28 protein-coding genes and 4 tRNA genes are annotated in these 26,147 nt (G+C 43.2%); 20 read left to right on the top strand and 12 right to left on the bottom strand.

Going from position 1 to position 26,147, the window contains the following annotated elements:
- Positions 1 to 72 precede the first annotated feature (72 nt).
- From HGD77_RS13065 to HGD77_RS13045, 5 genes are all read left to right on the top strand, one after another.
- Positions 73 to 162 (top strand) — tRNA-Ser (locus HGD77_RS13065).
- 16 nt (positions 163 to 178) lie between these two features.
- A tRNA-Arg gene (locus tag HGD77_RS13060) sits at positions 179 to 255 on the top strand.
- A gap of 49 nt (positions 256 to 304) precedes the next feature.
- Positions 305 to 381: transfer RNA gene (locus HGD77_RS13055), tRNA-Arg, on the top strand.
- A 118-nt stretch (positions 382 to 499) separates the two neighbouring features.
- Positions 500 to 1,105 carry a dihydrofolate reductase family protein gene (locus tag HGD77_RS13050; RefSeq protein WP_004732246.1) on the top strand — a complete coding sequence of 202 codons (606 nt, stop codon included), beginning with the start codon at positions 500 to 502 and terminating at the stop codon, positions 1,103 to 1,105.
- 287 nt (positions 1,106 to 1,392) lie between these two features.
- A tRNA-Arg gene (locus tag HGD77_RS13045) sits at positions 1,393 to 1,469 on the top strand.
- A gap of 105 nt (positions 1,470 to 1,574) precedes the next feature.
- Here HGD77_RS13045 and HGD77_RS13040 read toward each other — a convergent pair.
- Positions 1,575 to 2,873, bottom strand: coding sequence for a hypothetical protein (locus tag HGD77_RS13040; RefSeq protein ID WP_004732243.1), 1,299 nt, complete (start codon positions 2,871 to 2,873; stop codon positions 1,575 to 1,577).
- Positions 2,874 to 3,041: 168 nt separating this feature from the next.
- On the opposite strand from HGD77_RS13040, the gene HGD77_RS13035 reads away from it, so the two are divergent.
- Positions 3,042 to 3,539 carry a YcxB family protein gene (locus HGD77_RS13035; protein WP_004645081.1) on the top strand — a complete coding sequence of 166 codons (498 nt, stop codon included), beginning with the start codon at positions 3,042 to 3,044 and terminating at the stop codon, positions 3,537 to 3,539.
- Positions 3,540 to 3,576: 37 nt separating this feature from the next.
- Positions 3,577 to 4,218, top strand: a complete 642-nt coding sequence (locus tag HGD77_RS13030) for a fumarylacetoacetate hydrolase family protein (protein WP_004732240.1) — start codon at positions 3,577 to 3,579, stop codon at positions 4,216 to 4,218.
- Positions 4,219 to 4,270: 52 nt separating this feature from the next.
- Here the strand turns inward: HGD77_RS13030 and HGD77_RS13025 are convergent, their stop codons facing one another.
- Positions 4,271 to 5,092: an AraC family transcriptional regulator gene (locus HGD77_RS13025; protein ID WP_004732238.1), complete on the bottom strand. Its 822-nt coding sequence runs from the start codon at positions 5,090 to 5,092 to the stop codon at positions 4,271 to 4,273.
- Between the two features lie 104 nt (positions 5,093 to 5,196).
- Here HGD77_RS13025 and HGD77_RS13020 point away from each other — a divergent pair, with 104 nt between their 5' ends.
- Entirely contained in the window at positions 5,197 to 6,135 is a 939-nt protein-coding gene (locus HGD77_RS13020; RefSeq protein WP_168730875.1) for a DMT family transporter, read from the top strand.
- Positions 6,132 to 7,019 carry an aromatic amino acid DMT transporter YddG gene (gene yddG / locus HGD77_RS13015; RefSeq protein WP_004732233.1) on the top strand — a complete coding sequence of 296 codons (888 nt, stop codon included), beginning with the start codon at positions 6,132 to 6,134 and terminating at the stop codon, positions 7,017 to 7,019. The genes HGD77_RS13020 and yddG overlap by 4 nt, the downstream gene beginning before the upstream one ends.
- 29 nt (positions 7,020 to 7,048) lie before the next feature.
- Here the strand turns inward: yddG and HGD77_RS13010 are convergent, their stop codons facing one another.
- Complete coding sequence (locus HGD77_RS13010) at positions 7,049 to 8,296, bottom strand: YihY family inner membrane protein (RefSeq protein ID WP_004645086.1); 1,248 nt, start codon at positions 8,294 to 8,296, stop codon at positions 7,049 to 7,051.
- A gap of 113 nt (positions 8,297 to 8,409) precedes the next feature.
- On the opposite strand from HGD77_RS13010, the gene wrbA reads away from it, so the two are divergent.
- Positions 8,410 to 9,000 (top strand): NAD(P)H:quinone oxidoreductase, encoded by a 591-nt coding sequence (wrbA, locus tag HGD77_RS13005; RefSeq protein WP_017397980.1) that lies wholly within the window; start codon positions 8,410 to 8,412, stop codon positions 8,998 to 9,000.
- Between the two features lie 53 nt (positions 9,001 to 9,053).
- Here wrbA and HGD77_RS13000 read toward each other — a convergent pair whose 3' ends face one another.
- A complete protein-coding gene (locus HGD77_RS13000) occupies positions 9,054 to 9,443 on the bottom strand; it encodes a hypothetical protein (protein ID WP_168730874.1) in 390 nt (129 codons plus the stop codon).
- Positions 9,444 to 10,294: 851 nt separating this feature from the next.
- On the opposite strand from HGD77_RS13000, the gene HGD77_RS12995 reads away from it, so the two are divergent.
- From HGD77_RS12995 to HGD77_RS12985, 3 genes are all read left to right on the top strand, one after another.
- Positions 10,295 to 10,672, top strand: a complete 378-nt coding sequence (locus HGD77_RS12995) for a hypothetical protein (protein WP_004732227.1) — start codon at positions 10,295 to 10,297, stop codon at positions 10,670 to 10,672.
- On the top strand, positions 10,666 to 11,871 hold the full coding sequence (locus HGD77_RS12990; protein ID WP_121980168.1) for a CsgG/HfaB family protein: 1,206 nt from the start codon (positions 10,666 to 10,668) through the stop codon (positions 11,869 to 11,871). The genes HGD77_RS12995 and HGD77_RS12990 overlap by 7 nt, the downstream gene beginning before the upstream one ends.
- An 84-nt stretch (positions 11,872 to 11,955) precedes the next feature.
- Positions 11,956 to 12,630: a hypothetical protein gene (locus HGD77_RS12985; RefSeq protein ID WP_004732224.1), complete on the top strand. Its 675-nt coding sequence runs from the start codon at positions 11,956 to 11,958 to the stop codon at positions 12,628 to 12,630.
- Positions 12,631 to 12,945: 315 nt separating this feature from the next.
- Here the strand turns inward: HGD77_RS12985 and HGD77_RS12980 are convergent, their stop codons facing one another.
- From HGD77_RS12980 to HGD77_RS12970, 3 genes are all read right to left on the bottom strand, one after another.
- The gene (locus HGD77_RS12980; protein ID WP_004732222.1) at positions 12,946 to 13,521 is read right to left on the bottom strand and encodes a xanthine phosphoribosyltransferase; all 576 of its coding nucleotides are present in this window, start codon (positions 13,519 to 13,521) and stop codon (positions 12,946 to 12,948) included.
- An 88-nt stretch (positions 13,522 to 13,609) separates the two neighbouring features.
- Positions 13,610 to 14,323 carry a DUF3108 domain-containing protein gene (locus HGD77_RS12975; protein WP_004732221.1) on the bottom strand — a complete coding sequence of 238 codons (714 nt, stop codon included), beginning with the start codon at positions 14,321 to 14,323 and terminating at the stop codon, positions 13,610 to 13,612.
- A 159-nt stretch (positions 14,324 to 14,482) separates the two neighbouring features.
- A complete protein-coding gene (locus tag HGD77_RS12970; protein ID WP_004732218.1) occupies positions 14,483 to 15,169 on the bottom strand; it encodes a hypothetical protein in 687 nt (228 codons plus the stop codon).
- 262 nt (positions 15,170 to 15,431) lie between these two features.
- Here HGD77_RS12970 and HGD77_RS12965 point away from each other — a divergent pair, with 262 nt between their 5' ends.
- Positions 15,432 to 16,289: an energy transducer TonB gene (locus HGD77_RS12965; RefSeq protein WP_017397977.1), complete on the top strand. Its 858-nt coding sequence runs from the start codon at positions 15,432 to 15,434 to the stop codon at positions 16,287 to 16,289.
- A 182-nt stretch (positions 16,290 to 16,471) separates the two neighbouring features.
- Here HGD77_RS12965 and ybeY read toward each other — a convergent pair whose 3' ends face one another.
- From ybeY to miaB, 3 genes are read right to left on the bottom strand one after another with little or no spacing between them, the layout of a single operon-like run.
- Positions 16,472 to 16,954 (bottom strand): rRNA maturation RNase YbeY, encoded by a 483-nt coding sequence (gene ybeY, locus HGD77_RS12960; protein ID WP_005265590.1) that lies wholly within the window; start codon positions 16,952 to 16,954, stop codon positions 16,472 to 16,474.
- A gap of 22 nt (positions 16,955 to 16,976) precedes the next feature.
- Entirely contained in the window at positions 16,977 to 18,053 is a 1,077-nt protein-coding gene (locus tag HGD77_RS12955) for a PhoH family protein (protein ID WP_004732214.1), read from the bottom strand.
- Between the two features lie 37 nt (positions 18,054 to 18,090).
- Complete coding sequence (gene miaB, locus HGD77_RS12950; protein WP_168730873.1) at positions 18,091 to 19,548, bottom strand: tRNA (N6-isopentenyl adenosine(37)-C2)-methylthiotransferase MiaB; 1,458 nt, start codon at positions 19,546 to 19,548, stop codon at positions 18,091 to 18,093.
- A gap of 334 nt (positions 19,549 to 19,882) precedes the next feature.
- Between miaB and HGD77_RS12945 the strand changes: the two genes are divergently transcribed.
- The 6 genes from HGD77_RS12945 to HGD77_RS12920 all read left to right on the top strand — a co-directional run bounded on the left by HGD77_RS12945 (position 19,883) and on the right by HGD77_RS12920 (position 24,770).
- Positions 19,883 to 21,817 carry a lytic transglycosylase domain-containing protein gene (locus HGD77_RS12945; RefSeq protein WP_392389824.1) on the top strand — a complete coding sequence of 645 codons (1,935 nt, stop codon included), beginning with the start codon at positions 19,883 to 19,885 and terminating at the stop codon, positions 21,815 to 21,817.
- A 32-nt stretch (positions 21,818 to 21,849) separates the two neighbouring features.
- Positions 21,850 to 22,488, top strand: coding sequence for a hypothetical protein (locus HGD77_RS12940; RefSeq protein WP_005249945.1), 639 nt, complete (start codon positions 21,850 to 21,852; stop codon positions 22,486 to 22,488).
- Positions 22,489 to 22,655: 167 nt separating this feature from the next.
- On the top strand, positions 22,656 to 23,642 hold the full coding sequence (locus HGD77_RS12935) for a malate dehydrogenase (RefSeq protein WP_004645103.1): 987 nt from the start codon (positions 22,656 to 22,658) through the stop codon (positions 23,640 to 23,642).
- 170 nt (positions 23,643 to 23,812) lie between these two features.
- Complete coding sequence (locus tag HGD77_RS12930) at positions 23,813 to 24,091, top strand: DUF2789 family protein (protein WP_004645104.1); 279 nt, start codon at positions 23,813 to 23,815, stop codon at positions 24,089 to 24,091.
- 51 nt (positions 24,092 to 24,142) lie between these two features.
- Entirely contained in the window at positions 24,143 to 24,397 is a 255-nt protein-coding gene (locus HGD77_RS12925; protein WP_004732206.1) for a DUF2789 family protein, read from the top strand.
- Positions 24,398 to 24,512: 115 nt separating this feature from the next.
- Entirely contained in the window at positions 24,513 to 24,770 is a 258-nt protein-coding gene (locus HGD77_RS12920) for a DUF2789 family protein (RefSeq protein ID WP_004732204.1), read from the top strand.
- A gap of 92 nt (positions 24,771 to 24,862) precedes the next feature.
- Here HGD77_RS12920 and HGD77_RS12915 read toward each other — a convergent pair whose 3' ends face one another.
- On the bottom strand, positions 24,863 to 25,390 hold the full coding sequence (locus HGD77_RS12915; protein ID WP_004732201.1) for a hypothetical protein: 528 nt from the start codon (positions 25,388 to 25,390) through the stop codon (positions 24,863 to 24,865).
- A gap of 70 nt (positions 25,391 to 25,460) precedes the next feature.
- Positions 25,461 to 26,063: a 2OG-Fe(II) oxygenase gene (locus HGD77_RS12910; protein ID WP_004732199.1), complete on the bottom strand. Its 603-nt coding sequence runs from the start codon at positions 26,061 to 26,063 to the stop codon at positions 25,461 to 25,463.
- Positions 26,064 to 26,147 lie beyond the last annotated feature (84 nt).

Raw genomic sequence — 26,147 nt, 5'->3', positions numbered from 1 at the left:
AAAAATATGCACTTTTTTTTGATGCTGCGCTTGCAGTGCCATGCCGAAATTTGTATTATGGCCGCACGTTACGGTGAGATGGGTGAGTGGCTGAAACCACGTCCCTGCTAAGGACGCATACGGGTAACTGTATCGAGGGTTCGAATCCCTCTCTCACCGCCACGCTTACTTACATCGCGCGCTCATAGCTCAGCTGGATAGAGCACTTGGCTACGAACTAAGGGGTCGGGAGTTCGAATCTCTCTGAGCGCACCAAGTAGGTTAAGCAGAAAAAACGTATCGCCAACCGAGGCACACAAGTTACGCGCTCATAGCTCAGCTGGATAGAGCACTTGGCTACGAACTAAGGGGTCGGGAGTTCGAATCTCTCTGAGCGCACCAACTTGAACAATTAACCGCACATGTTGCGGTTTTTTTGTGCCTAAAATTTACAGAAATACCAGACATCACGTGCTAAAAATAAGTCTCAGGCGAGTGAATAAAAATAAAGGCAGTCGTGATGAGAAAAATCATTGTCCAGGAATTTTTGACCCTCGATGGTGTGATGCAAGGGCCCGGCGGTCCAAAAGAAGATATATCTGGTGGTTTTCAATATGGTGGCTGGGTGGCGCCGTATTTTAACGCAGAACCAGATCCGGCATTTGATGTCATCATGCAAAAATGGATGCAGCCCTCCGATATTCTTTTAGGGAAACATACTTTTCAGATTTTTGAATCTTACTGGCCCACACATACTGAAGACTGGCCGGGAATCAATGACGTCAATAAATATGTTCTTTCTACCAGTCTGGAGCATTCCGACTGGCAAAATACCCTTTTTCTGAAAAGCATTGATGAGATAATCAAGCTTAAAGCATCAGGAGAGGGAGATATTCGAGTTTATGGCAGTGCTGCAGTGGTACAGGCGCTTTTCAAATATGAACTTGTGGATGAACTCCGTCTGCTGACTTTTCCAATTATACTGGGTGTTGGCAAACGCCTGTTTAGTTATGAAGCAATACCCGCCGCTTTTCAATTGATAGATCATCTGGCCAGCTCAAATGGTATTGTGTTTACGCATTATCAAAGGGCAGGAGAAGTAAAGACTGGAACAATAGGCGAGTGATAAAGTGTACAAGGATGATGGTCGTTTTATATTTGAATTCTATTCTGGCTGAATACCTGGTTAAGAATACTTAAGGCTGACCCATTGCGTAGTGATGGAATTTTTGGAAAATACAAGCCTCTTGATTGAATTAATTAAGTGTTTTTAGCTCTAAATCCGCAGAAATTTTCAGCAGAAAACTATAAATTTTGATACATCGTTTAATTACTGTACATTCAGTTGTGATTTTATTAAAAAACACTTAACAAGACTGAAAAAGCTCGTATAATGCACCCCATCAAGACGTCGCGCTCATAGCTCAGCTGGATAGAGCACTTGGCTACGAACTAAGGGGTCGGGAGTTCGAATCTCTCTGAGCGCACCAATCTTGATAAGAATTCTGAAAAAACCGCACGTTGATGCGGTTTTTTTACGTCTGTGATTTTTAACTATTTTTCATATAAAAAACCAATAACTCTCTGCTTCCTACTCATCTTAATTTCTGCTGCACTTTCAGTGCATAAACGGTATTACCACCCACTGCTGGTAAAATATCATGATAGGGCATGCTACGCATGGCTCTTAATAAGAACGGCGCCTGATCGTGAATTTTCATACTGCTGGTGATTTGAAATAAGGTACCTTGTGACTGCGGCAATAAGCGCATACCACCTTTCACAAACTTCAAGTCACCGCCATTGGCATTGAACTGGTTTTGCAGGGAATCAGGTTGGTAAAAATGCATCTTAAAATTAAACGGGATCTGAATCACGCCCAAACCCACCGACACCTTATAGTTGGCATCTATATTCTGAGTATTGACCGGATTCAGTTCGACTTTCTTGATCTGCCGAGGAAAAAGCTGCTGCGTCGCTTCAGCCGCTAACCACGGTCGCAATTTTTCGACCGGATGCGCAAAATATTGATAGGTGCTGCTAAATCTTAAATTTTCTGAGGCTTTTCCTTCTTTGACCTGATAGCTCGGTAAAATGAAACTGACCGGTTGCCCTGATTTTTGGCTGATCTGGGCAATTTTTTGTAGCTGTTGAGGGTTGAATCTCATCTGCGGAATTGGAGTTGCTAGTGCCGCTGTATGATCGGTTTCAAAGCGCTGTTGTAGTGCTTCCAGTAGAAATGCATTGGTACTCGGCGGAATGCCGAGTTTGGCTTCAGGCAGCGCATTCAGGATTTTACTGAATAAAAAGCCTTTGGGCTGATTCAGGTCGCCCCATTGGGTGACAGTCACCAGCGTTTTATGCGGACCCAGTGCAAACCATTCCAGTTTTCCCGCACCATAGGGAATCGGCGCATCAATAATTAAGGTGCTGATGCTGTTTTCGCCCAGATGATGCTGCATCACTACAGTTTCTTTAAAGTTTAACACCGGAATCGGGGTCGGGATATGAACCTGATATTTAATCTGCTGAATCGAACCCTGCTGCTCTAGCACTTTGGCTGACTTTAAAGTTGGAAACAGACCCACATAATTTGGATAATGGCGCAGCAATTTTTCAACTTGAGCTTCAGCCACAGGCAATACCACAGCTGCACTATAAAACTGTGTCTTGCTGGCTGCATTATTGTTTAAGGTGGGGAGCTGGGTTTTACTGGTTGGATGCGCATAAATCAGAATCCGCTCGCCGGTTAATTCTGCCAGTTGCTGGGCATTGCCCTGATAAGCACTCAGACTGCTCGGCAATTCGGCATTCCAAGGAATAATCTTGGCCAGTGCTGGGACAGAAACTGCCAAACAAACACCGATGAGCATGCATTGCTTTAATCCTTTCATTCAACATCCTGCAACATCCTGTTGCGTATTTTTTGTTTTAATTGCTGTTTATTTAAAACCAAATGCACGTATTTCCAAAGCAAAGTTATGTAATTGATGCGACAGGCCATAAGCGCTATGGATATTTTGGTATAGTATTGGGCAAGATTTTATTTTTGATGTGATGCTATGACTGAGTCAGCACCGACTTTATCGACCCGTTATTTTCTGACTTTAGAAGAATCTCAGGATGGTTTTGCCCTGGCGACGTTTGGTAAAAAGCAGATTTCACGTTTTCTGACGCCTCTGGTCAGTATCGGGATCATCATCTGGGGTTTCTCGATGGGTTTTGATGGCGTCGGACGTTATTACGTGGCTTTGGGCGCATTTTTTCTGCTCCTGCAAGGTATTATGCGTTACTGGTTCCTGCCGATGATGTTTAAACGTCAGTTTGTTAAATATCAGTTTGGTAAAAGCGAACAGGGTATTGATTTGTATCAGGACTATGCGGAAATTTTTAATAATGATCGTAGTAAGTTGGTGCCATATAGCGAAGTGCAGAATTTTGCTGTCGGTAAACTCACTTATATGCTGGAATTAAAAAACCGTACCGTGGTTATTGTGCCGAAGCGTGCATTTAAGGACGGCACTGAACAGAGTATGTTCGAGCATACATTTAAAAAATAATTCAGATATCTATAAAAGGAAAAGGGAAGTTTTGATCATGAGCACACGTCCATCCAAAATCGTTTGCGTGGGTCGCAGTTATGCCGATCATGCCAAAGAACTCGGCAATGCGATCCCTGATCGTCCGGTATTGTTTATCAAGCCACCGAGTGCCTTAAGTTCGCTCGAAGCAGGCATTGAATGGAATCCGGAATGGGGCAATTGTCATTATGAATGTGAACTCAGCTTGCGCATTGACCGGACTTTAAGCAAAGAAAGCGATCCTGTGAAATCACTTGAAGCTGTGGGTGCGGTGACTTTAGGTCTGGACTTAACTTTGCGTGATTTACAGGATGATCTCAAGAAAAAAGGCCAGCCTTGGGAACGTGCCAAAGCCTTTGATGGCTCTTGTCTGTTGTCGGACTGGGTGCCTGTCGCCGATGTAGTCACGGACTGGAAAGATGTGCATTACACACTGCAAGTCAATGATGAGCTACGTCAAAAAGGTGATACCGCTTTATTGATTTTTGATATTGCTACCTTGCTGGCTGACATCAGTCAGGTCTTTACTTTGGAAGAAGGGGATGTGGTGATGACCGGTACCCCGGCAGGTGTTGCAGCATTGCATTCAGGCGATCAACTGAAAATGACCCTCAAAGGGCAGTCTCAGGATTATGTCTGGACGACTTTTGTGAAATAACCAAGATTTTGAATCAAAGGAGCCAATGGGCTCCTTTTTCATATGCATCATTTTATTCATTAACAGTATAACGCTTGCGAAACTGATCTGGGGTGCTTCCCATCCAGCGTTTAAACATGTTGATAAATGCCGAGGCATTGGCATAGCCCAGATCAAAGGCAATGCTTTCAACGCTATGCGCTGCATTTAATAAAGACATGGCCTGCATCACTTTCAGGCGTTGCCGCCATTCATGTAGTGACATTCCCAGTTCTTTCTGGCTATATCGCGCTAGCGTCCGCTCGGTTAAATTGACGCGTTCTGCCAGTTGCTGCAGCGAGCTCTGATCTGCTGGATGCTGATGTAAATAATCTAAAATCTGTTTCAGCAATGCATGTTCTGAATGCGGTAAATAACTGCTGACCAGTTGGGCTTGCTGGAGCTGATCGAGCAGCACCTGTAGCAGACGCTGATATTCAACTGAATTCTCGAGTGCTGGATGGTCTTGCTGATACAGTTGTTTCAGGTGGGTGAATAAAGCGGGGACCAGAGGTGCACTGAGCAGGATGCCGGGTTGGGTGGGCAGTTGGCTGCATAGTGATTCATGCACATACAGGGTGCCATGAGAAACTGCGGTACGGTTCAGACCACGATGTTCTAAATTTGGCGGGAGCCAGATGCCGTGAGGTGAAGGTGTCACATAATTTATATGATTAATATTCACTTCCATCACGCCATGAAAAGCATAGACAAATTCTCCCCAGGCATGGCCATGCAGCGGATAAACAGATTGCGCGGGATCCTCCCTGAAACTGAGCCAGAGCGGTGCTTTAATCAGATCATGGGTCGGAAGTTGCTTGAGCGAAGCTGAATCTGCTTGGATTTTTTTATGCATCACCGAAATTGCCTGAATAACACCATCATTTGTCTACTTTGAAGTATATCTTTTATTTCTGACGCTTTTATAGTGTACCTTCCAAATGAGCAACAGGACCGTATGTGAGCCAGCGTCAGGCATTAGATGCCAAAGCATCTGCCATCATGTTTGTATTGTGTATGTTGTGGGGTTTACAACAGGTGGTATTGAAATGGGCCGCCAGTGATATTTCAGCCCTGATGCAAATTGCCTTGCGTTCAGCCTTATCTGCGCTGATGGTTTATCCCCTGATTCAGCAGAGCGTGCGCCGTCAACTCTGGAATGCACGCTATTTACCTGCAGGATTACTAGTCGTTGTGTTGTTTGCAACCGAATTCTATCTGATTGGTGAGGCACTGCGTTATACCTCAGCCTCGCATACGATTGTTTTACTTTATACCGCGCCGATTTTTGTGGCTTTGGGTTTACACTGGAAATTGCCGGCAGAGCGTTTGTCTTCTGTGCAATGGGGCGGAATATTTCTTGCCTTTAGCGGAATTGTAGTCAGTTTTCTGTTACGTCCACAGACAGAATCAACTTTACAAACTGATGCCTTGTGGGGAGATTTTCTGGCTTTGCTTGGCGGCGTATTCTGGGCAGCCACCACAGGCAGTGTACGTCTGAGCCGGCTGGCTGAAGCACCTTCAACCCAGACTTTGTTCTATCAATTATTGATAGGTGGAATCCTGTTATTGCCTCTGGCTGTTCTGACTGGACAAGCAGCCATTCAATGGACAGTGTTGTCTATTTCCAGTCTGGTTTTTCATACCGTGGTGATTTCCTTTGCCAGTTATCTGATCTGGTTCTGGATGCTGAAACATTATCTGGCATCACGTCTGGGCGTATTTTCCTTTTTGACCCCTGTATTCGGCATGCTGTGCGGCGTGCTGATTCTGGATGAACATATCGAAATCAATTTTATTATCGGCACCTGTATGGTCATGCTGGGTGTGATTCTAGTGAGTTTGCAGGGATGGCTGAAAAAACCGAATATCAATAAAAGCATTCAAGAGCAAGCATGAAAATCTGGTCTGTAAATTTAGCGACCTGGATTGGTCTGTCTTCTATTCTGATCTGGGCCAGTCTGGTCGCCGTAGTGAAACTGATTACTGAATCCACCAGTGCAGTGCAGGGGATTGCTTTAATTTATAGTTTTAGCAGTCTGGCGATTTTTGCGTTCACCGGCTTTCCAAAAATCACGCAAATGTCCAAGCGTTATCTGCTCGGTTGTGGCGCTTTATTTGTGGCTTATGAGATTCTATTTCTGGTTGCTGTGGCATGGTCGGATAATCGTGAACAGGTGATGCTGATTGCCATGATCAATTATCTGTGGCCACCCTTGATGATTGTTTTTTCGATTTTTGCCCGACAGTTGCAGGCCCGCCTCTGGGTGATTCCAGGATTTCTGCTCGCTGTGATGGGACTGATGCTGGTGGTCAATCCAGAAATCACTAATCTGCCGAAGTTCATGCAGGTTTTAGCTGAAAATCCTTGGGCCTATGGCTTTGCCTGCCTCGGCGCTTTGTTATGGCCTTGCTATTGCGTTCTGACCAGAACCTACGGCCGCGGACAAAATGGCGTACCGATTTTCTTTTTGGTCGCTGTAATCAGCTTATGGCTCTTACATTTAGGATTAAATGAACCTTTTATCATGCCCACATTCAAGCTATGGCTGGGAATTGCAGTGGTGGGAAGTCTGATTGGTATCGCCTATAGCAACTGGAATCAGAGTATGCAATTCGGCAATATCAAGGTGCTGATCTTAGCCACTTACTTTATGCCGATTCTTTCTTCGGTCATGTCCATGCTGATTTTGGATGTCAGCCCCGAACTCAGTTTCTGGATCGGGACTACTTTGGTAAGCGTGGGTGCGATTGTTTGCTGGAAATCTACCGCTATCAGTTAAAAAAAATCCTCTCAAGCGAGAGGATTTTTTTATTTATGTCGGAACAGTTCGGACAATGGAAAATTGAGTTTTTCTTCCAGATATTGATCAGTTTCCTGTAATCTAGGTGAGAAATTTTGCATCCAGATGTCATCAGTCTGGGCATTGGTGAGATGGTTTTTGCGTGGCAGTGGATAAGGCAATTGCAGATAAAAATTCCAGAAGCTGACCTGATCCAGATCGCGAACCAGCACATATTCATTCTCATCGGTGCGTTTGATTAGATTCTGCTTTTCAAACATGGCGACATAGCTCGGCCAGCGGCCAATTTCATCCCGGCCCAGCACTTCAAGCGCTTGTGCTTCACTGATGCTTTCACCGGTTTTCTGTTTTTTATAAAAGAGTTCTAACAGATCCAGCAGCATGACGATCGGATGACGTTTATTGTCCTGCCCAGATTCAAACGCCGTCAGGGCATAACTGATTTCAACCCCCAATAATACAATGATCCACGACAGATAAATCCAGAGCAGGAAAATCGGTACGGCGGCGAATGCGCCATAGACAATTTCATAACTGGTGAAGTTTGACATGATATAGCCGAACAGGTTTTTCAACAGCTCAAACACCACGGCACTAAACAGACCGGCAATAAAGGCAGATTTAAGCGGTACACTACGATTCGGGATGGTCCAGTTCAAAATGAAAAATCCGAGTACAGTCAAAGAAAAGGAAATCGCCCAGAGGACAAAGGCGCCGTCCAGCTCATAACCGGCAAAGTTATTGCTGAGAATGCTCATGGATGCCACGGTCGAAGAAATCACAAACGCACTGCCCAGTAAAATCGGCCCTAGCGAAATGATGGTCCAGTAACGCATAAAGCCCATAATCCCGCCTCGCGTTTCAGTCACACGCCAAATGCGGTTAAACACCGTTTCGATACTGCTGAGCATCAATACTGTCGTCACAAACAAGAACAGAATACCAATGATGGTGAGATTGCTGGATTTATCGGTAAAGGCATTCAAGGCTTTATCAAAGGCAATGGTGGTTTTGGGCAAAAAATTACTATAGATGAGCTGCTGTAATTGCTGCCGCGCAGGTTCCAGCGCTTTAATGGAAGAGATAATTACCAGAAAAACCGTCAGCATCGGCACCACCGCAAACAAGGTAGTGTAGGTTAGGGAACCTGCCTGTTCGCGACAGCGGTCTGCTTCAAAGCGTCGAAGTACAAATAAAACAAATTGAAACCAGTGTTTTTCATAGAAAGGTAATTTCTTTAAATACTTAACAATCATCTGCATCCAATCTCAATTTTTTTAATCATCATGAATTTTCATCATCAGCTTAACCAAAAAACTTGCAAAGTATCGTATAGTTTTATTTTTTTAAGTAATGAATAAGAACCATGATGCAACCTTATGTCCTTGTTTTATATTACAGCAAATATGGCTCAACCAAAGAAATGGCGCATCTGATTGCCAATGGAATTGAAGCGGCAGGCGTGGCAGTAAAAATCAGGACAGTTCCAAATATTTCCAGTATGGTAAAAGTTGCTGAACCGAGTATTCCGGCAGAAGGGGATATTTACTGTACTCTGGATGATCTAGCGCAGTGTGCCGGCCTGGCGCTCGGTTCACCGACCCGTTTTGGCAATATGTCCTCTGAAATGAAATATTTTTGGGATCAGACCACGAGTCTGTGGCTGAATGGAGCGCTACACGGTAAACCGGCTTGCGTGTTTACGGCATCAGGTTCCATGCATGGCGGACAGGAAAGTACTTTACTCACCATGCTGCCGCCGTTATTTCATCATGGCATGATGATCATGGGGCTTAGTAACGCAACACCGGCACTATCGAATACCAAAACTGGTGGTACACCTTATGGTGCTAGTCATGTCAGCGGCCCGCGGCATGATCAGGGCCTGAGTCAGGATGAAAAAATTCTATGTGAAGTACAAGGCAAGCGTTTAGGTGAAGTGGTACTGAAACTCAATTGAGTCTGAAAAACACTCACAGGAAATGAAGGATGAACTTCATTTCCTGAATTTTATTAGGCTTTTTTTTGATCTTTTTGATCTTTTTGATCTTTTTGACTAAATCTGTATTTGCATTTCAGACATTGATAATCCTGAAACAGATTACGGTCGACAGAAACCCCGGCCTTTTTCCCCAGAAAATTACCGACCACACCGCCGGTAATCCCGACACTGATTGCACCGACAAAAGTGCCTACGGTTCCGCCGACAATTACACCTAAAGGTCCGGCTACAGTACCAATCGCAGCACCAATCGATGCACCTGAAGCAGCGCCACCTACAGTCCCTGCAGTTGCACCCGCTGAACTCATGAGAATGCCGCCAATTTTCTTTAAATTCTGTTCATGATCGCGCTGTTCGATATCGGCTGAGCCACATTTAGGACATTGCATAGATTGTTCCATTAAGGATTGAGATGTGCTTGTTTTAGGTTTGTCGGGAATAGGATGTGTGCCCTGATCAGCACTTATTCATAACATACAACAACACACTAGATAAGTTTTGAATTCGCAAATCAGAAACATTGCATACTCACTTGATTCTAGTTGAGTTCACGCTAAAACATTGTATTTCAGCTGTAAATATATGCCTTCTTGGTTGATTAACGCAATTCTTAACCTGTCATTGAGGAAATGGCAAATCTCAAGATCATCAGAAATGTTCTTCTCTCATCATTCTAAATATTGTGCTTTTAGCTCTTAGAAAGACTATTTCTGGAGTTGAGATGAAAAAGGAAAGGAAGTCGAAAAATATGTAAACGAGTTCTTATGAGGTCTATTAAAATTTTTCAGACAAAATACACCTGAATATTGGTGTTTCTTTATAAGTCACCTTCATTGTAATTGATTAATTGTATTTTAAACAAAGTGTGACATTTATCGTTATTAAATAGAAGTTCTAATAAAATAAAAATTTACGGTCTTTAAAATGTAAAAAGCATAATAATTCTAATCTTTATTAGATAAATTTTTGATTATTACTAATATAAAAATATATTATTTTAATCAAGTTTTTTATATGAATTTTATATTCAAAATTTTTTATATAATGATTTCTTACAAATCACAAATAATAAACAAATATATATTATTTAAATAAAAACAATAATTTATATTTTTAAATAAAATAAAAAAATATGTGAATAGGGATAAGTTTTACATTTTATAATTTTATGTGATTTAATATTTTTCAGATAAATTTAATCTTATTAAATGAAAAATTAAATAAATATCTTAAATCAGAGGATATTAAGATTATGAGAATGTTAGTTATCAATCTGGGTTTATTATGTTTATGTTTTCTAAGTAACGCTTATGCCACTTCTGATGAGTGGACTCAGCGTTGGAAATCATCCAGTGCCCGTTCCAATGAGAATCTAGTTCAAGCCAATCTAATCGAACTTAAGGAGTCAGACTATTATTCCGGATTAGGTAAAACCACCGTTCATAGCACCTCAACCACTTCCATCGGGACGGTAAATACCCCGACCAACAATATCAATGTAGAGGGTACAGACAACAATATTGATATTACGAGTGAATTGCTGAATGAAGCACCAGTCAATTCAAATACCAACCAAAATCCTCAGCGCTGTCTTAATTTAAGTAACAGACCAGGAGAATCACAATGCTGAATTTCTCCTCGACCAGAAGACATTTATCTTTCGTAAGTGTCACCGTCCTTTTTAGTTCTTTTTTAACAGGCTGCACAGGTTTAGCACCCTCAAACAAGAAGCCAGTTAGCCTGGTGCAAGGTCCCCCAATTACCGATATTTTTACCCCTTTTGATATGGCTTTATCCTGCCTAAAAGGACAATTACGTAGTGATGTGAGTTTCTCCGTGGGGGCAATTCTGGATCAAACCGGTAAGGATGTAGTTACCAATGGTGGTAGCGGAAAAATGGTGACCCAAGGTGCGGGAGATATGGTGCAATCTGCCTTGTTTCAGGCGGGGGTAAGCTTAATGAACCGGCGTGATCCCCGGATTATTGAAAGCGAAGCCAAGTGGGGCATTCGTGATCCAAGACAAATCCAGGCTTCTGATTATTATGTGACAGGCAGTATTAACAGTCTGGATTTTATTCCGGGTGGTGGTTTTGACATGCAGATCGCTGGTGTCGGTCCGAATTATAGTCAAACCCGGATTATGGTCGGTCTGGATTTATCTTTGACTGATACCCGCAGCAGTAAAGTCGTGGGCAATGTTTCATTGCAGAAGCAAATTGCTGCACAGGATTATGGCTTAAGTGCAGGCAGATTCGCTGGTCGTACACTCTTAAATATTCAGATTGGAAAAGGAGAACGAGAGGCAACTAACTTTGCCTTGCGGCAAATGTTGAATCTGGCCACTTTTGAATTGCTGAGTCAGGTTGTCCCACCCGCCGTATTTGAAAGTTGCCGTGCGCAGATACCGCCAGAGTTTGGTCAATTGAACTTAACCCGAAGTTCTGTCGCTCTGCATAAATACAAGAAAAACCAGCAACAAAATAGTACAGCTTCAAGCAGTGTTGTTCAGGAGTCAGTCTCAAGCCAGGCAGACTCATCCAATGAAAAAAATAAGTCAACCAACTCCCCGAGTAAAGATACAAAACCGCCTAAACAGAAAGAGTCCGAGGTGATTCAAAACCCTGAAGCAGAGCCTGAAATGAGTAAACAGGACTTGATTAAATATATCAGCAAGAAGCAGCGTCAACCTTCTTCAAATGAAAAGAATGAAGAAAAAGATACTCAAGAAGAAGCTGCTAAAGAACAAGAAGATGAAAAAACCACAACGCTATGGGAGGTTAATCCTGATGTGGTCGAAAATTACTGGTCTAGCACCCAACGTGATTAAGAATATTTAAAAATGGGCTCGCTCCCATTATAAGAAGGAGTACTTAGCGAGAGGTACTTCAAAACAAAAGTAGGAAGAACAACGATGAAAAATACGATCAAAACAATCGCTTTATCCGTCGCCTTTCTGTCTAGCGCAGGTATGGCATACGCCCAAGATGGTGAAACACCTACTGATGTCACCGTAGATACAGGCTTACAAGCTACCCTGGATTCTATTTCTCAGCAGGTTGAAAATGGTTCTGCTTTGAATCTTGCTGTGAATACAGGTGATGTTGATGCAAGTGTCGATTTAGAAGCAATTGCAGAAGCTACAAGAGAAGCACCAGACGCCATTAGTTCAATTGAAGGTACAATTGAAACTACTGCGATTGGTGCCGCGAATACAGGTAGTATCAGTATTGAGCAGGGTAGCTACAATAAGGTGGTATCAGACATATCAGATGCAACGGATAACTACGACTACAGTGTAGTAACGAGTGCAACTAATAATTCTGAAACTCTAGAGGAGCTATCAGAGGTTGCGGATAGTTCAGATATCTCGGAAGTTGCGAGTTCAACACTAAGTACTGACTATAGTGAGGAAATCAATGAAACCTTAAGCAATTATAGTGTAGCGAACATTGCTTATAATGCGGGTGCTATTGATGCATCTGTCAGTGCCATTGCAGAAGGAACTCAAACTGCTATTAACAACAGCATCACAACTACCGCTATCGGTGCTGTGAATAGCGGTAGTATCACTGTGACTGTTAAATAAACTCTTTTTTCGAGGTGAACATAGGCCTAACTATTGGCAGATAGTTAGGCCTCTTTATTTTATAATAACATCCACATAAATTGTTGTTTATTCATCGGATAAAAAAGTACTTATTTGTTTGACACTCTCTATTTCAGAAATTGAATAGTCTGGAGCTTAAGATTAAATCATTTATCTAGGATCAAATCTGGAAGAATAAATAAGAACTTAGGCTGAGCTATAGTTGAGCTTTGAATATTTTAAATTTATATCATCAGAAAAACGCAATAAAAAAAGAGCGCATCAGCGCTCTTTTAAAATTTATTGGCGAGTTTCTTAGTCGCGAACAAACTCAACAGTGCCATTTGTCAAAGACTTTACGCGTGCCAGTGATTCAACACGATAGCCTTTTTCAAGCAGCAGATCACGACCTGGCTGGAATGATTTTTCAATCACAATGCCAATACCGACTACTTCTGCATTTGCCTGATGAATCAGATCTGCAAGACCTAAAGCTGCTTGACCATTAGCCAAGAAATCATCGATCACTAAAACCTTATCGGTTGAGCTGATGTGTTTATTTGAAATCGCGATTGTGCTTTCAGTTTGTTTAGTAAATGAAAAGACTTTAGAGCGATATAAATCATCTTTCAGGGTCAGAGACTGGTATTTACGTGCAAAGATCACAGGTACGCCAAGCTCTAGGCCGGCCATTACTGCAGGTGCGATACCTGATGCTTCAATCGTAATAATTTTGGTAATACCAGCATCCTTAAACAGACGCGCAAATTCTTGACCAATCAGTTGCATCATGACTGGATCAATCTGATGGTTTAAGAAAGAATCTACTTTCAAAACTTCTTCAGAGAGAACGATGCCTTCAGCCAAGATTTTCTGTTCTAGTGCATGCACGGGAGAATCCTCAAGAGCAGGTGCTTTTTCAAGCAAAAGCGTATTGTAAAAAGCACCCGGAAAAAATCAAGTGAAATTCGCCAAAAACTTAGTTGCTTGCACCTTTATAGTCAGTTAACAGTAAACCATAGGAGGTTTTCTTGTCGACATGCGAAACTTTGACTGGAAGATAGTCAAGTTTTGGTGCCAGCCAGAAAATGGTTTCACGACCTGGTTTGCTATGTTTCATCACCACTTTAATGGTATTAAAAGATCCGTATTTGGTACTTATAGTCTCTGAACCCTGTTTGACAAACTTACGGCCTTCAATTTCTTTGGCATCAGCGATATAGTAATTTGTTTTCAGGCCTGAATTTTTTAAGTCTTCACGAATTTGCAATTCTGCATTCAACTCATCCAGAACATCTGCTCTCCAGGCAAAAGAACGTTTTTCATCGTCTTTCTTGGTACTGATAGTTTTGCTGGAAGGATTAAAATTAATACTCATGGTGTTGTTATGCACCAGTACTTTACTGCTGCGACTGAAACTGCTTGATCCGATCTTGCCATTATTAAAAGTAAAGCGGCTGGTTTCGGTTGCAGAGGCAATACCCCCGGCTTTTGCAGCAAAGACATAAGTCCAGTTATTGCCAGATTTGCTTAAAGTCCGCGTTGCAGAACCCATATTCTTGCCATTATAGCTAAATTGATAACTGGCCTGGAAAGGAGTCATGGCAAAAGCTTGGCTAGAAATACCAGTGAACAGTATCGCGCTGCTCAGACCCGTGGTCATCGCTAAAGTTTTGAATACAGTCTTCGCCATCAGTTATTTTCCTATATTGATTCAACGGGCAAAACATATCACTTATTGCACCCTTTATTATTTGGGCAAAATATGGAAATTGAAGGGATATTTCTGCCAAAAATGTATATTTCATGTAGTTTTATGGAACTTTTGTTCAAAAACTACGTTCGGCATGATTTAAGAAGGATCTTTCTGTTTGATGGGGGTGACCCGGTTGTCATCCATCTCGTCTTCATCCCAGTTCTCCTCCTGATCTTGGGAGAGTTTTCTAAACAGGGCGGCCAGATTGACGTTGCCAATCACCACCAGTTCGGCTTCACGAAGTACTGCGTGATTCACATGAACTTTGCCCAAGGTATCAATGACAGATCGGCTTTTACCTAACCAGCGATTTAAATCCAGATAGAGCAAGTCATCGATGACTTTAATCACGCCCAGTTTTTCCAGAATCATTCCCAACGGATCTTTATGTAAGATACGTTGATAGAAGAACAAGCCAAAACGCACGCCCAGTTTATACAGCATATTTGGATATTTGGCTTCAATCAGCTGAGTATCACTAATTTGCTCGAACACGATCAACTGGGTAGTTTTATTCAGTTCCATCTGTACCAGTTTCAAATCAACCGATAAAGTGACAATCAAGCCTTTATAATCTAGTGTTGCATATAAACGCAGCCAGTCTTCATGTAAATCTGCATGTAAATCTTTCAATGCATCGACATTGTCTGTGACAAAGCGCTGAAAGGTTGCATTCAGGAAGACTTGCGATAAGGGGAATTCACGCTCATCTTCAATAAATCCTTCCGCCCTCTGATACACTTGGCGGATTCGGTTGGAAATATTGGAAATTAGCGTTTGCATACTGAAGCGTCCTGGCAACTTTATTTTTGACTCGGGATGTATCTTGTCGAATTGTATGAAAAATACAAGCGTTCATGCTTGAAGTTTAGCAAAATAAATAGCACCATTTTTATAGTTTTAGTTATGTAACGTTGAAGATTTGATGGATTTGGCATTTTAAAAAGATAAATGACGAATCCGTTTATTTTAAATCTTTCAAATACTTTTTGGGGAGCTGAACTCATTATTGAGTTTGGGCGAATGTGAAAAAACGATGATACTCATGCCTCTGGTCAGAACTTGGTGGAAAGATCCAGTGTTTAGCAGTGCGGTGCTTGCCGCAGGCATTCTGCATTTGATCGTGCTAACTCTGGAATTTGGTATGCCGCAAGATCGGGATACCAGTACCAAAGAAATCGCAGTCAGTTTGCGACAGACTGATGAAAAAATTGAGCATGCCGATTTTTTGGCTCAAACGGACCAGCAGGGTTCCGGCCAGTTTAGAGAGGCGCATCGCATGTCGAGTGATATGCCATCGCCGTTAATGGAGCAACATGCAGGCGAAGAACTGCAAGAAAGTCTGGATATGCTGCAACAGCAACAGGAACTCAGTTTTGAAGAAAAAGTCCTGATGACCACCTTGAGCTGGCAAAAGCAGGCGGAAGAAAATCAGCGTAAAAAAATGCAGGAGCAATTACAGAGCCAGTTTCAGGCCAAAGCGGCCATGGTCGCCAGTCTGGAAGCGCAATATTTACAGCGTCAGCAAAATTTCAGTCGTCAGCAAAAAATTAAGACTGTGGATGGTATTCAGTCCAAGCAGGATGTTTCGGCCGCATATCTGGAAAAGTTCCGTGAAAAAGTGGAATTTTATGGGAACCGCTACTATCCGGAAGCAGCTAAGCAGCAGAATCTGGCAGGGGAAGTACGGCTGATGGTGATCCTGAACCAGAATGGCGGAATTCGTGCCATTCGGCTGATTGACAGTTCAGGACATGCCATGCTGGACGAAGCAGCCAAATCTTCCGTGCGTAAGGCAGCACCATTTGGTGCTTTCGACAGTAAAATGAAAGAAATTTCCGAGCTGCGGGTGATTCGTACCTGGCGATTTGATCCGGCTGAAGCAGAGTTTGAAGTGCGTTAAAATTGATATTTACCAAGACCTCTCCCTAACCCACTCCTAATAAGGAGAGGGAACTATATCTATAATGTTTAACAATCATAGGATTCTAATGAATGTTCTCCCTCCCTCTGGGAGGGAGTTAGAGGGAGGGCAACTTTGAATAAAAAAAGCGAGCCTTGGCCCGCTTTTTTAATGAAAGAATTTTAGTTCTGTTCCAGATAAGGATTTTCAAAACCTAGCTTGGCCAGAATCTCAATTTCAATGCTTTCCATTTCTTCTGCATCTTCATCTGAAGTTTCATGATCATAGCCCATTAGGTGCAAGGTGCCATGAACCAGCATATGGGTAAAGTGAGTCAAAGGCGCTTTGCCCTGTTCATTCGCTTCACGTAATACCACCGGAATACAGATCACCAGATCACCAATGGGAAATGCATCCAGAAACTGCGCCATTTCATCTGGAAGTTCACTCGGGAAAGACAGGACATTGGTCGGTTTGTCTTTGCCGCGATATTCCAGATTCAGTTTATGACTTTCGTCATTGTCGACACAGGCAATTCCGATTTCGCAATCACTTTGAGTGCCGATATGACGTAAAGTGGTTTCTACAACTTTTTTAATATAGGCACGTTTCAGCACCAGTTCAGGCGACTGAAAGTCCTGTTGTAAGGAAAGACTAAGTTTCAACACAAATCCTTAAGTTTAAAGCTTAATGCTGTGCATCTGCAGCAGCATCATTTTCAGCGATCAAGGCATCCTGACGTGCTTTTCGTTCGGCACGTGCTTCAGCACTTAAGCGCTGCTGTTCACTGTCCCAGCCTTCATAGGCTTCGACAATTTTCTGTACCAGCTGATGACGTACCACATCACGCGAATGAAAACGGGTGATATGAATTTCAGGAATTTTATCAATCACGCGCAAAGCATGTGACAGGCCGGATTGCTGACCTCGCGGTAAATCTACCTGAGTTACGTCGCCAGTAATCACCGCTCGTGAGCCAAAACCTAAACGGGTCAGGAACATTTTCATCTGTTCTGGGGTGGTGTTCTGCGCTTCATCCAGAATCACGAAAGAATGATTTAGGGTACGGCCACGCATATAAGCAAGCGGAGCGACTTCAATCACTTGACGTTCGATCAGCTTGGCCACTTTTTCAAAGCCGAGCATTTCATACAGCGCGTCATACAAGGGACGTAAGTACGGATCAATTTTCTGGGTTAAATCCCCCGGCAGGAAACCGAGTTTTTCACCGGCTTCAACCGCAGGACGAACCAGCAGAATACGCTGGATTTCATTGCGCTCCAGCATGTCGACTGCAGCCGCAACGGCGAGATAGGTTTTACCTGTTCCGGCAGGGCCAATACCAAAAGAAATATCACTTTGCAGAATGCGCTGTACATAGCGTTTCTGGTTAGCACCACGCGGATTGATCCGACCCTTACGGGTTTGCAGCCAGACATTGTCCAGCCCCGTATGTTCCTGATCGTCCAGATCTTGCTGAAGTTCACGGTCAGTCTGGCTACCCTGAATCATCAGATGTAAAGTATCTGCACTAATCTGCTGACTATGTTCAGATTCTTCATGAAGACGTTGTAAGAGCATTTCGGCTCTCTCAACGGCATCGATTCCACCATCAATAATAAAACTTTCTCCGCGATGGGAGATTTTGACGTCTAAACGTTGTTCAATTTGCTTCAAATGGCCGTTATAGGCACCTAACATGGCTTGTATACGGTCCATCGAAATTCCAGGAAAAGCTACTGTACGTCGAATCGCTGCAGTCAAGAGTGTTCCTTATGAAGTGTGCGTTATATGCTCTACATTACGCCACGTCAGGCTCAAGATTCAAGAGCTCACCGTAAACTAAATTCAAAGTTTTAATTTCGGTAATTTCAATCTCGGCAAAGCGGCCTACCCAGGCAGGGTCACCAATAAAGTTAACATAACGGGTATTGTCCGCCGTACCAACCAGAATATTCGGATCTTTATCAGAAACTTTTTCGATCAGTACACGCTGGATAGTCCCAAGCATGGCATCCGTCTTGTCAATGCTTGAACGCTTAATCCATTGCTGAACTTTGGCCAGACGTTCTTTTTTCACATCTTCAGAAATCGTATCTTCCAGTTCTGCCGCAGGCGTACCCGGACGTTTTGAATAGATGAAACTATAAGAATGGTCGAAGTCTAAATCCTGAATAAACTGATAAGTTTCTTCGAAATTCTCATCAGTTTCACCCGGGAAACCAATGATAAAGTCTGAAGATAGGTGCATGTCAGGGCGAACTGCACGTAATTTTTTGATTTTCTCGATGTAAACATCAATCGTATGGTTGCGCTTCATGGCTTGCAACACATCATTGGAACCGCTTTGTACCGGCAAATGCAGATGTGAAACCATTTGTGGTAGGTCACGATAACACTGGATCAGGTCGTCATTAAATTCCAGCGGATGCGAGGTGGTATAACGAATCCGGCCAATACCCGGAATATCCGCAACCAAACGTAACAGATCGGCAAAGGTACAGATATTGCCTTCAAAATTTTCACCACGGTAGCCATTTACGTTCTGACCCAAAAGTGAAATTTCACGCACGCCTTTTTCTGCCAAACCCGCAATTTCTGCGAGGACATCATCCAGTGGACGGGACACTTCTTCACCACGCGTATAAGGCACCACACAGAAAGAACAGTATTTAGAACAGCCTTCCATAATCGAAACAAAGGCTTTATAGCCTTCAACACGCGGTTCAGGCAGGAAGTCGAATTTCTCGATGTCCGGGAAGGAAATATCCACCAGTTTGATTTTTTCTTTTTTCGGCTTTTCGATCTGCTCAAAATGCTGATCCAGCATTTGCGGCAAACGGTGCAGGGTTTGCGGGCCAAAGATCATGTCGACATAATTGGCACGTTTCTGGATGTTGTCGCCTTCCTGAGACGCTACACAACCACCGACACCAATAATCAGGTCAGGATTTTTATCCTTTAGTTTGCGCCAGCGGCCCAGCTCGGAGAATACTTTCTCCTGTGCCTTTTCACGGATCGAGCAGGTATTCATCAGCAGAATATCGGCATCTTTAGGATCGGTGGTCAGCACATAGCCATGAGAATCGCCTAACAGGTCTGCCATACGGTGACTGTCGTACTCATTCATCTGACACCCTTGCGTTTCGATGTACAGTTTTTTGACTGAAGCATCGCTGGCTGGGGTATGCGCTGGCTGGGTAACAGTGTTTTCTGAGGCAGCTGGGGCACCATTCGGAATGAAGGTTTGAACCGTCATGTAGGCTCCTACAAGGTAATACGTTGAAAGAGTGAACGAATAGCCTGATTGATGCATCAAACAGGTGAATAAAAATTCAATTCACGGACTGAAATCTTGGAAAGGCGCATATTTTAGCAGGAAAGTCGCTTAAACTTATAGCCCAAATTAACTGTGGAAAAATATTGATTTGTGGGCAAAAATTGTCTGTAGATTAATATTGCTTAATCATAAGGTTACATAACTGAACAATAGAGTGGGTTATAATCTTCAAACTAGCTCTTATTATATGCAACATGGGCTAAGCACAAAATCGATGATAGAAGGCAAAGGGATGTTGAAACACACTAAAACTATGTATAAATACTATAAATTAATTACTTTAAGTGTGGCATGTATCTGTTCAGCGAGTACACAGGCAGCAGAAGAACAATTTAATGATGCCTTGCGTGCAGCCAATGCAGGTAATACTGAACTGTTACAGCAATATCGTCTGTCTATGCAGAATGATGCCTTGGGCTATTATCCGGAATACTGGATTTTAAACCAGAATCTTGCCATGCAGCCTGTCAGCCAGATTATCAGCTTTGCCCAGCGTTACCCTCAATCTGCTATGGCTGAAAAGCTGGCAGCAGACTATGTCGAAGAAAAAGTAAAAATGGCAGACTTTAGCACTGCCCAACCGGTATTGCCTTATGTGACCAATGCCGATCCTGCCGAAGCCTGTGCAGTGGCACAAGTGCGCGCCAAAGCTGGCGATGAACTGGTCTATGCCGAGTTTAAAGAAGTCTGGTTAACCACCAATAGCCAGCCTGATTCTTGTACTGGTCTAGGTCGGATGATGCTATCCAGTCCACTCATGACCTCAGAAGACCGTCAGCAGCGACTCTGGGGGCAACTTCGTGCCGGACAGTCAGGTCAGGCCATTGCGACAGCGCAAGGCATTGGTCTAAATCTGTCTCTGGCACAACTGAATTCGATTCAGGCCAATCCCACCAATTATTTGTGGTCTGCGGCTAAAAGTACTGCGGCAGAGCATGCCTATCTGATTTATGCGCTGGGACGTCTGGCCGATAGCGATTTGGACTCAGCGTTGTCTATTGTCAAACGGACTGCCGAAGGTACACCGGTACAGGTACAACGCGCCTTATATCGTGCTGTCGGTTATATCGGTGGTACTACAGTCATGAAAAACAACTTCAATCGGGAAGTGTTGAATGCGCTAGATGTCAGCTATGGCCTGCCATTTAGCCCGGAAGAAGCCGAGATTTATGCACGTCAGGCAATTCGTTTTAGTGCCTGGGAAAGCCTGATTCGTGCCATTGATAGCATGAGTGTTAACCAAAAGCAGGAAGACCGTTGGCAATATTGGCTGGCGCGTGCCAGCGAACAACGTACTGATCGTGCTTCCAAACAGGCAGCAGAAAGTATTTATCGTAAGCTGGCGACCGGAGATGACTATCACAATCTTCTGGCACGCGACAAGCTGGGGCAGGTGACTGCGAGTACACCAAATCCAGCGCAGCCATCCAATCAGGCTATGCAGCGCTTGAATCAGGATATTCATTTCCGCCGTGCTTTCACCTTACGTAATATCAGCGCCCCGGAGAACTATATTAACCGGGAATGGAACTGGGCAGTGCGTCAGGCTTATCTAAAGAAGGATGATGACCTGTTGCTGGCCGCGGCAAAACGTGCCATGGATATGGGCTGGTATGATCGTGCCATTTATGCCGCTGACCGTACCGCGAACAAACATAATTATAACTATCGTTATCCAATGCCACATCAGAATTACGTGGTCAGCCATAGTCGCAATGCGGGGGTTGATCCGGCCTGGGCCTATGGTTTGATGCGTCAGGAAAGCCGTTTCAATACGGTGGCACGTTCACATGTCGGGGCGGGTGGTCTGATGCAGATTATGCCGGATACGGCCAAGCTGGTGGCGCGTCAAATGGGTGAGGCTTATAACCCGGCGGCACTCACCGATATGAATACCAATATTCGCTATGGAACATTCTATTTATCTACGATTCAGCGTCAGCTTAGCGATAGTCCGGTGCTGGCAACAGCAGGCTATAATGCCGGTCCAAACCGTGCCCGCCGCTGGCAGCCGGAATTTCAGGGGATTGCCGCAGATCAATATACTGAAAGTATTCCTTTACTCGAAACCCGAGATTATGTGAAACATGTCATGACCAATGCCACGCATTACGGTATCTTGTTAGGACAGGGGGCACAGTCAGTGGGTAAACGCATGCAACTGATACCATTACGTAATACACAATAAAATTAAAATTATTGGGGGATGGTAATTTATTCATGAAAATAATGAAGGATCGTCGAGTCTGGGCTGGATCGGTTACGCTTGTGGTTTTGGCCAGTAGTCCGGCAGCGTTTGCTACGCCGACAGACTATGTCATGGATGTACAAATGGTCCCGGCCCTATGTAGCCTGTACCCTGAATATGCCAAGAAACGAAAATGTCTGGAAGGTTATTCGCTGAATATCTCCGGCTTATATCCTCAGACCACATCACAAAATTGTACGACCAATAGCTCTGCGAAACTGTCACCACTGCAGTCCAAGGTAGTGGCCAGGATCATGCCGGATGACAATACCCGGACAATTTTATGGCGCAATATCGGTGGCTGCGTGCCGATGAATGCCAGTCAGTATTTCCGGACGATTATCAATTATGCAGATCGTCTCAAAGTGCCTGCGGAACTGACGGAACAGGAAAATATCACGATTTCTGTCGATACATTGCGGGCCAAATTCCTGAAAATTAATCCACAATTACCGGGCAATGCCTTGCGATTCAACTGCCAGCAGACCCAGTCAGCCAGCGTACTTACCTCGATCAAGGTCTGTTATCGCCCCAATGGCAATTACAAATCCTGTCCTGCCAACATTATTAATACATGCCCAAAAACTGTCACAATAAAAGGAACATACTGAGCTTTTTTGCCGATTTAATTTATATTTCCTATCAGACTTTAGGTGAAATCCGTCCTCTTTTATATGCATCTGACAAAGGATTGGAGTACAATCTTTCGCGTTTACGATTATTAGATTAAATACTAACTATTTAATCGCATTGAATATCCTCAATTGGAGATAATTAGATGAAGCAAGCAGTTCGTGTTGCCGTTACTGGCGCTGCAGGTCAAATTGGTTACAGCCTATTATTCCGTATCGCAAGCGGCGAAATGCTAGGTAAAGATCAACCAGTGATTTTGCAATTGCTCGAAGTTCCTTTTGAGAAAGCTCAACAAGCGCTTAAAGGCGTAATGATGGAGCTTCAAGATTGTGCATTCCCATTACTAGAAGACATGATCGGTACTGATGATCCTAAAGTTGCATTCAAAGATGCTGACTACGCGCTTCTAGTTGGTTCACGTCCACGTGGTCCAGGTATGGAACGTGCTGACCTGCTTAAAGTGAACGGTGAAATCTTCATCGGTCAAGGTCAAGCATTGAACGAAGTGGCGAGCCGTGACGTTAAAGTTCTAGTTGTTGGTAACCCTGCAAACACGAATGCTTACATCGCAATGAAATCTGCTCCAGATCTTCCAGCGAAAAACTTCACTGCAATGTTACGTCTTGACCACAACCGTGCTGCATCTCAAATTGCTGCTAAAACTGGTAAAGCGGTTAAAGACATCAAAAATCTTACAGTTTGGGGTAACCACTCTCCAACCATGTATGCTGACTACCGTTTTGCAACAATTAACGGCGAAAGCGTTAAAGACATGATCAACGACCAAGAATGGAATGCAAATACATTCCTTCCGACTGTTGGTAAACGTGGTGCTGCGATCATCGAAGCACGTGGTTTGTCTTCTGCTGCTTCTGCTGCTAACGCTGCAATCGACCATATGCGCGATTGGGCTCTTGGCACAAACGGCGAATGGGTAACGATGGGTATTCCTTCTGACGGTTCTTACGGTATCCCTGAAGGCGTAATGTTCGGTTTCCCTGTAACGACTGAAAACGGTGAATACAAAATCGTTCAAGGTCTAGAAATCGACGAATTCAGTCAAGAGCGTATCAACTTCACGTTGAACGAACTTGAAGAAGAGCGCGCAGCAATTGCTGACATGCTTAAATAATTTAATCTTCTTAGATTAAGTTGAAAAAAGCACTCCATTTGGGGTGCTTTTTTTATGCCATTCACTTTAATCAACAAAAAATAACAAGCTGTGAAGGAGAGACAACTGAGTTTTCGCTATGAGCCCTCTAAGGTAGAGACAAGATTATAGATAAAAAGATGGAGGTTCAGATGTTAGAGCAACGCGCCACCTTCGAACTTTTCTTTGAACAATTGGGTCTGGATTCGAGTCCGGAAGCGATTGACGAGTTTATTAGCACGCATCAAATTGGTATGGATGTGCCACTGCATAAAGCTCCTTTTTGGAGTAAATCACAGCATGACTTTCTGATCAGTCACTGGAAGAAAGATGATGACTGGGCCATTTTTGTCGATGTGTTAAATGAACAATTACATATTGAGGCAGAGGGTTCAGGTTCCTGTGACATACCCAGCCATAAATCAACCTAAGAATTCGAATCTCAACACGCTCATAATTTAACGCTACGATGGAGTCTATTTATGCTTACGGAACAACAGTTAACTTTAGAATTATTATTTGAACAATTGGGTTTGCCTTCTGATGAAGCCTCAATTACTCAGTTTACCGATACCCATCAATTACCATCTGAAGTCGCATTGCCAGATGCCGAATTCTGGAGTGAGGGGCAAAGTGCCTTCTTGCGTGAACACTGGCACCAAGATGATGAATGGATTGTCATTATTGACAAGTTAAATCAGCTTTTACATGTGGAAAGCGACAAGCAAAGCTCTTAAATGCATTCATACAAAAAGAAACAACAAACCTAGTCAAATGACTAGGTTTTTTTTGCCTTATCTTATAAGTTAGATCTATAAATAATTACAATTTATCTGATATAAGGAGGGCGCGATGCTCGCAAAGAACCAACCATCCTTAGAGCTCTTGTTTTCTCAGCTCGGTCTCGCCAATAGTCCTGCGGCTATTGAATTGTATATACGCACCCATCAACTGCCAGCAGGGCTATCCTTGCACGATGCGCCGTTCTGGAATAAAGCCCAACGTTCTTTATTGATCAGCCATTTGGTACAAGATGATGATTGGGCAATTTGGGTCGATGAACTGAATCAGCAATTGCACATGGACGCTTATAGACGTCAACCTGCTTGATCATTTTTTCCTGAGCCTTTCTAATATTTAGAATAAGACGATATAGCTTGCATTAAAAAAATGCCTCATCTGAGGCGTTTTTGTTCTTTGGCTTAATGCATTTTGCTTTTTAATATTTTGTTAAACCATTCGTGCTGACGATAATCATTAAAAGCGTGATGCTGCTGTAATAATTCCAGCTCAAATTCGGCAGTCATAGTGTATTTACCTAACCAGTGACGGGTCAGGGCCGGCTCATTTTTACTGGCACTGGCATAGGCCAAGAAGAAATAAATATCACCATGTTCATAGCTGGCCATCGGTTTTAGAATTTGCTGGGTAATCAGAGCGAAATGGTGCTCTTTGGTCAGTTCAAAGAACATCATATAGGCCTTGGCCAGATGCAAAGATAGATTGATATACATGCGCAGCGGCATTTCTTCAAATTCTACCCGGCCTTGTTCCAGCAACACTACGGCTTCTTGCAGGAAATGTCGCTGTTCCTGACGCAGTTCACTTAAAGTCACCAGCTGTAAACGAAGATCAGCACGTTCAAGCGTTAATTCTGGCGTATTGCCTTTTAAATACAATTGGTCAGTTTCACCCAGACGTTGAATAATCTGTTTGGTCGTTAATCGCATCAACGCAATCCTCATTTCTCAATAATGGCTATATGAGGCTAAAAATTAAAATTTAAAGCGGCTAGCCGTCTTAGAGTAGTGAGGTATCACTTCTTAGCCAGGCGGTAATGGATAGGCGTTGCTGTTTAGAGATTAAAACTTCATGTAATAAATCGCTCTGGAACAGCGCCATTCGGTTCGGTTTTGGCTGGATAATATGCCACTGGCCATGTTTGTCCTGCAGGCGCAGTTCACCGCCCCAGTCCGCCTGCCATTGTTCATGTAAATAATACACACTGGAAATCATCCGGCCATTTTTATCTTGAGGATTGTCGCGGTGCAGGGCATAGAACTCACCCGCGTGATAGCAAGCGAAATGTGCTTCGACATCTTTGATACCTAAATAAAACGCGCGGTTTAAAATTTGGGAAAATTGTTGAAGGGTTTGGATGTGTAGGTGGGAAATTTGAAATTCAGGTTGTAACCAAAGAATATGATCACTACGGATGTTGTTAACGACACCATTTTGAATGGCTGCATTGCGAAATTTGTTTAAGTGGCTTAAGCATTCTTGACTCACAGCATGTTGATATTCGCTAGAATAAGCATCGTCAACAATACTAAAGCCATGTTGATCTAAATCATCTAAGATTTGATCAACATTCCAATCCCCTGGGATGATAACTGCTTCCATTTTTTCAATTCTCGATAGTGTGGTAAAAAAAGGTCCGCTATTTTAGTGCAATAATCGTTTCTGAACGAAATAGTTTTTCATGTT

This window comes from Acinetobacter sp. NEB149 (genome assembly GCF_012516415.1).
GTDB classification, from domain to species: Bacteria; Pseudomonadota; Gammaproteobacteria; order Pseudomonadales; family Moraxellaceae; genus Acinetobacter; species Acinetobacter lwoffii_V.
This window is presented reverse-complemented; position numbering and strand designations above follow the sequence as displayed.

Bases quoted from the DNA above. Each gene is read 5' to 3' on its own strand.
- HGD77_RS13030 (WP_004732240.1), top strand. From the start codon at position 3,577: ATGAGCACACGTCCATCCAAAATCGTTTGCGTGGGTCGCAGTTATGCC.
- HGD77_RS12935 (WP_004645103.1), top strand. From the start codon at position 22,656: ATGAAGCAAGCAGTTCGTGTTGCCGTTACTGGCGCTGCAGGTCAAATT.
- wrbA (WP_017397980.1), top strand. From the start codon at position 8,410: ATGCAACCTTATGTCCTTGTTTTATATTACAGCAAATATGGCTCAACC.
- HGD77_RS12910 (WP_004732199.1), bottom strand. From the start codon at position 26,063: ATGGAAGCAGTTATCATCCCAGGGGATTGGAATGTTGATCAAATCTTA.
- HGD77_RS12990 (WP_121980168.1), top strand. From the start codon at position 10,666: ATGCTGAATTTCTCCTCGACCAGAAGACATTTATCTTTCGTAAGTGTC.
- HGD77_RS13000 (WP_168730874.1), bottom strand. From the start codon at position 9,443: ATGGAACAATCTATGCAATGTCCTAAATGTGGCTCAGCCGATATCGAA.
- yddG (WP_004732233.1), top strand. From the start codon at position 6,132: ATGAAAATCTGGTCTGTAAATTTAGCGACCTGGATTGGTCTGTCTTCT.
- HGD77_RS13025 (WP_004732238.1), bottom strand. From the start codon at position 5,092: ATGCATAAAAAAATCCAAGCAGATTCAGCTTCGCTCAAGCAACTTCCG.
- HGD77_RS12965 (WP_017397977.1), top strand. From the start codon at position 15,432: ATGCCTCTGGTCAGAACTTGGTGGAAAGATCCAGTGTTTAGCAGTGCG.
- HGD77_RS12970 (WP_004732218.1), bottom strand. From the start codon at position 15,169: ATGCAAACGCTAATTTCCAATATTTCCAACCGAATCCGCCAAGTGTAT.
- miaB (WP_168730873.1), bottom strand. From the start codon at position 19,548: ATGACGGTTCAAACCTTCATTCCGAATGGTGCCCCAGCTGCCTCAGAA.
- HGD77_RS12945 (WP_392389824.1), top strand. From the start codon at position 19,883: ATGTATAAATACTATAAATTAATTACTTTAAGTGTGGCATGTATCTGT.
- HGD77_RS12975 (WP_004732221.1), bottom strand. From the start codon at position 14,323: ATGGCGAAGACTGTATTCAAAACTTTAGCGATGACCACGGGTCTGAGC.
- HGD77_RS13035 (WP_004645081.1), top strand. From the start codon at position 3,042: ATGACTGAGTCAGCACCGACTTTATCGACCCGTTATTTTCTGACTTTA.
- HGD77_RS12985 (WP_004732224.1), top strand. From the start codon at position 11,956: ATGAAAAATACGATCAAAACAATCGCTTTATCCGTCGCCTTTCTGTCT.
- HGD77_RS12940 (WP_005249945.1), top strand. From the start codon at position 21,850: ATGAAAATAATGAAGGATCGTCGAGTCTGGGCTGGATCGGTTACGCTT.
- HGD77_RS12995 (WP_004732227.1), top strand. From the start codon at position 10,295: ATGAGAATGTTAGTTATCAATCTGGGTTTATTATGTTTATGTTTTCTA.
- HGD77_RS12925 (WP_004732206.1), top strand. From the start codon at position 24,143: ATGCTTACGGAACAACAGTTAACTTTAGAATTATTATTTGAACAATTG.
- HGD77_RS12915 (WP_004732201.1), bottom strand. From the start codon at position 25,390: ATGCGATTAACGACCAAACAGATTATTCAACGTCTGGGTGAAACTGAC.
- HGD77_RS12920 (WP_004732204.1), top strand. From the start codon at position 24,513: ATGCTCGCAAAGAACCAACCATCCTTAGAGCTCTTGTTTTCTCAGCTC.
- HGD77_RS13050 (WP_004732246.1), top strand. From the start codon at position 500: ATGAGAAAAATCATTGTCCAGGAATTTTTGACCCTCGATGGTGTGATG.
- HGD77_RS12930 (WP_004645104.1), top strand. From the start codon at position 23,813: ATGTTAGAGCAACGCGCCACCTTCGAACTTTTCTTTGAACAATTGGGT.
- HGD77_RS13010 (WP_004645086.1), bottom strand. From the start codon at position 8,296: ATGATTGTTAAGTATTTAAAGAAATTACCTTTCTATGAAAAACACTGG.
- HGD77_RS13040 (WP_004732243.1), bottom strand. From the start codon at position 2,873: ATGAAAGGATTAAAGCAATGCATGCTCATCGGTGTTTGTTTGGCAGTT.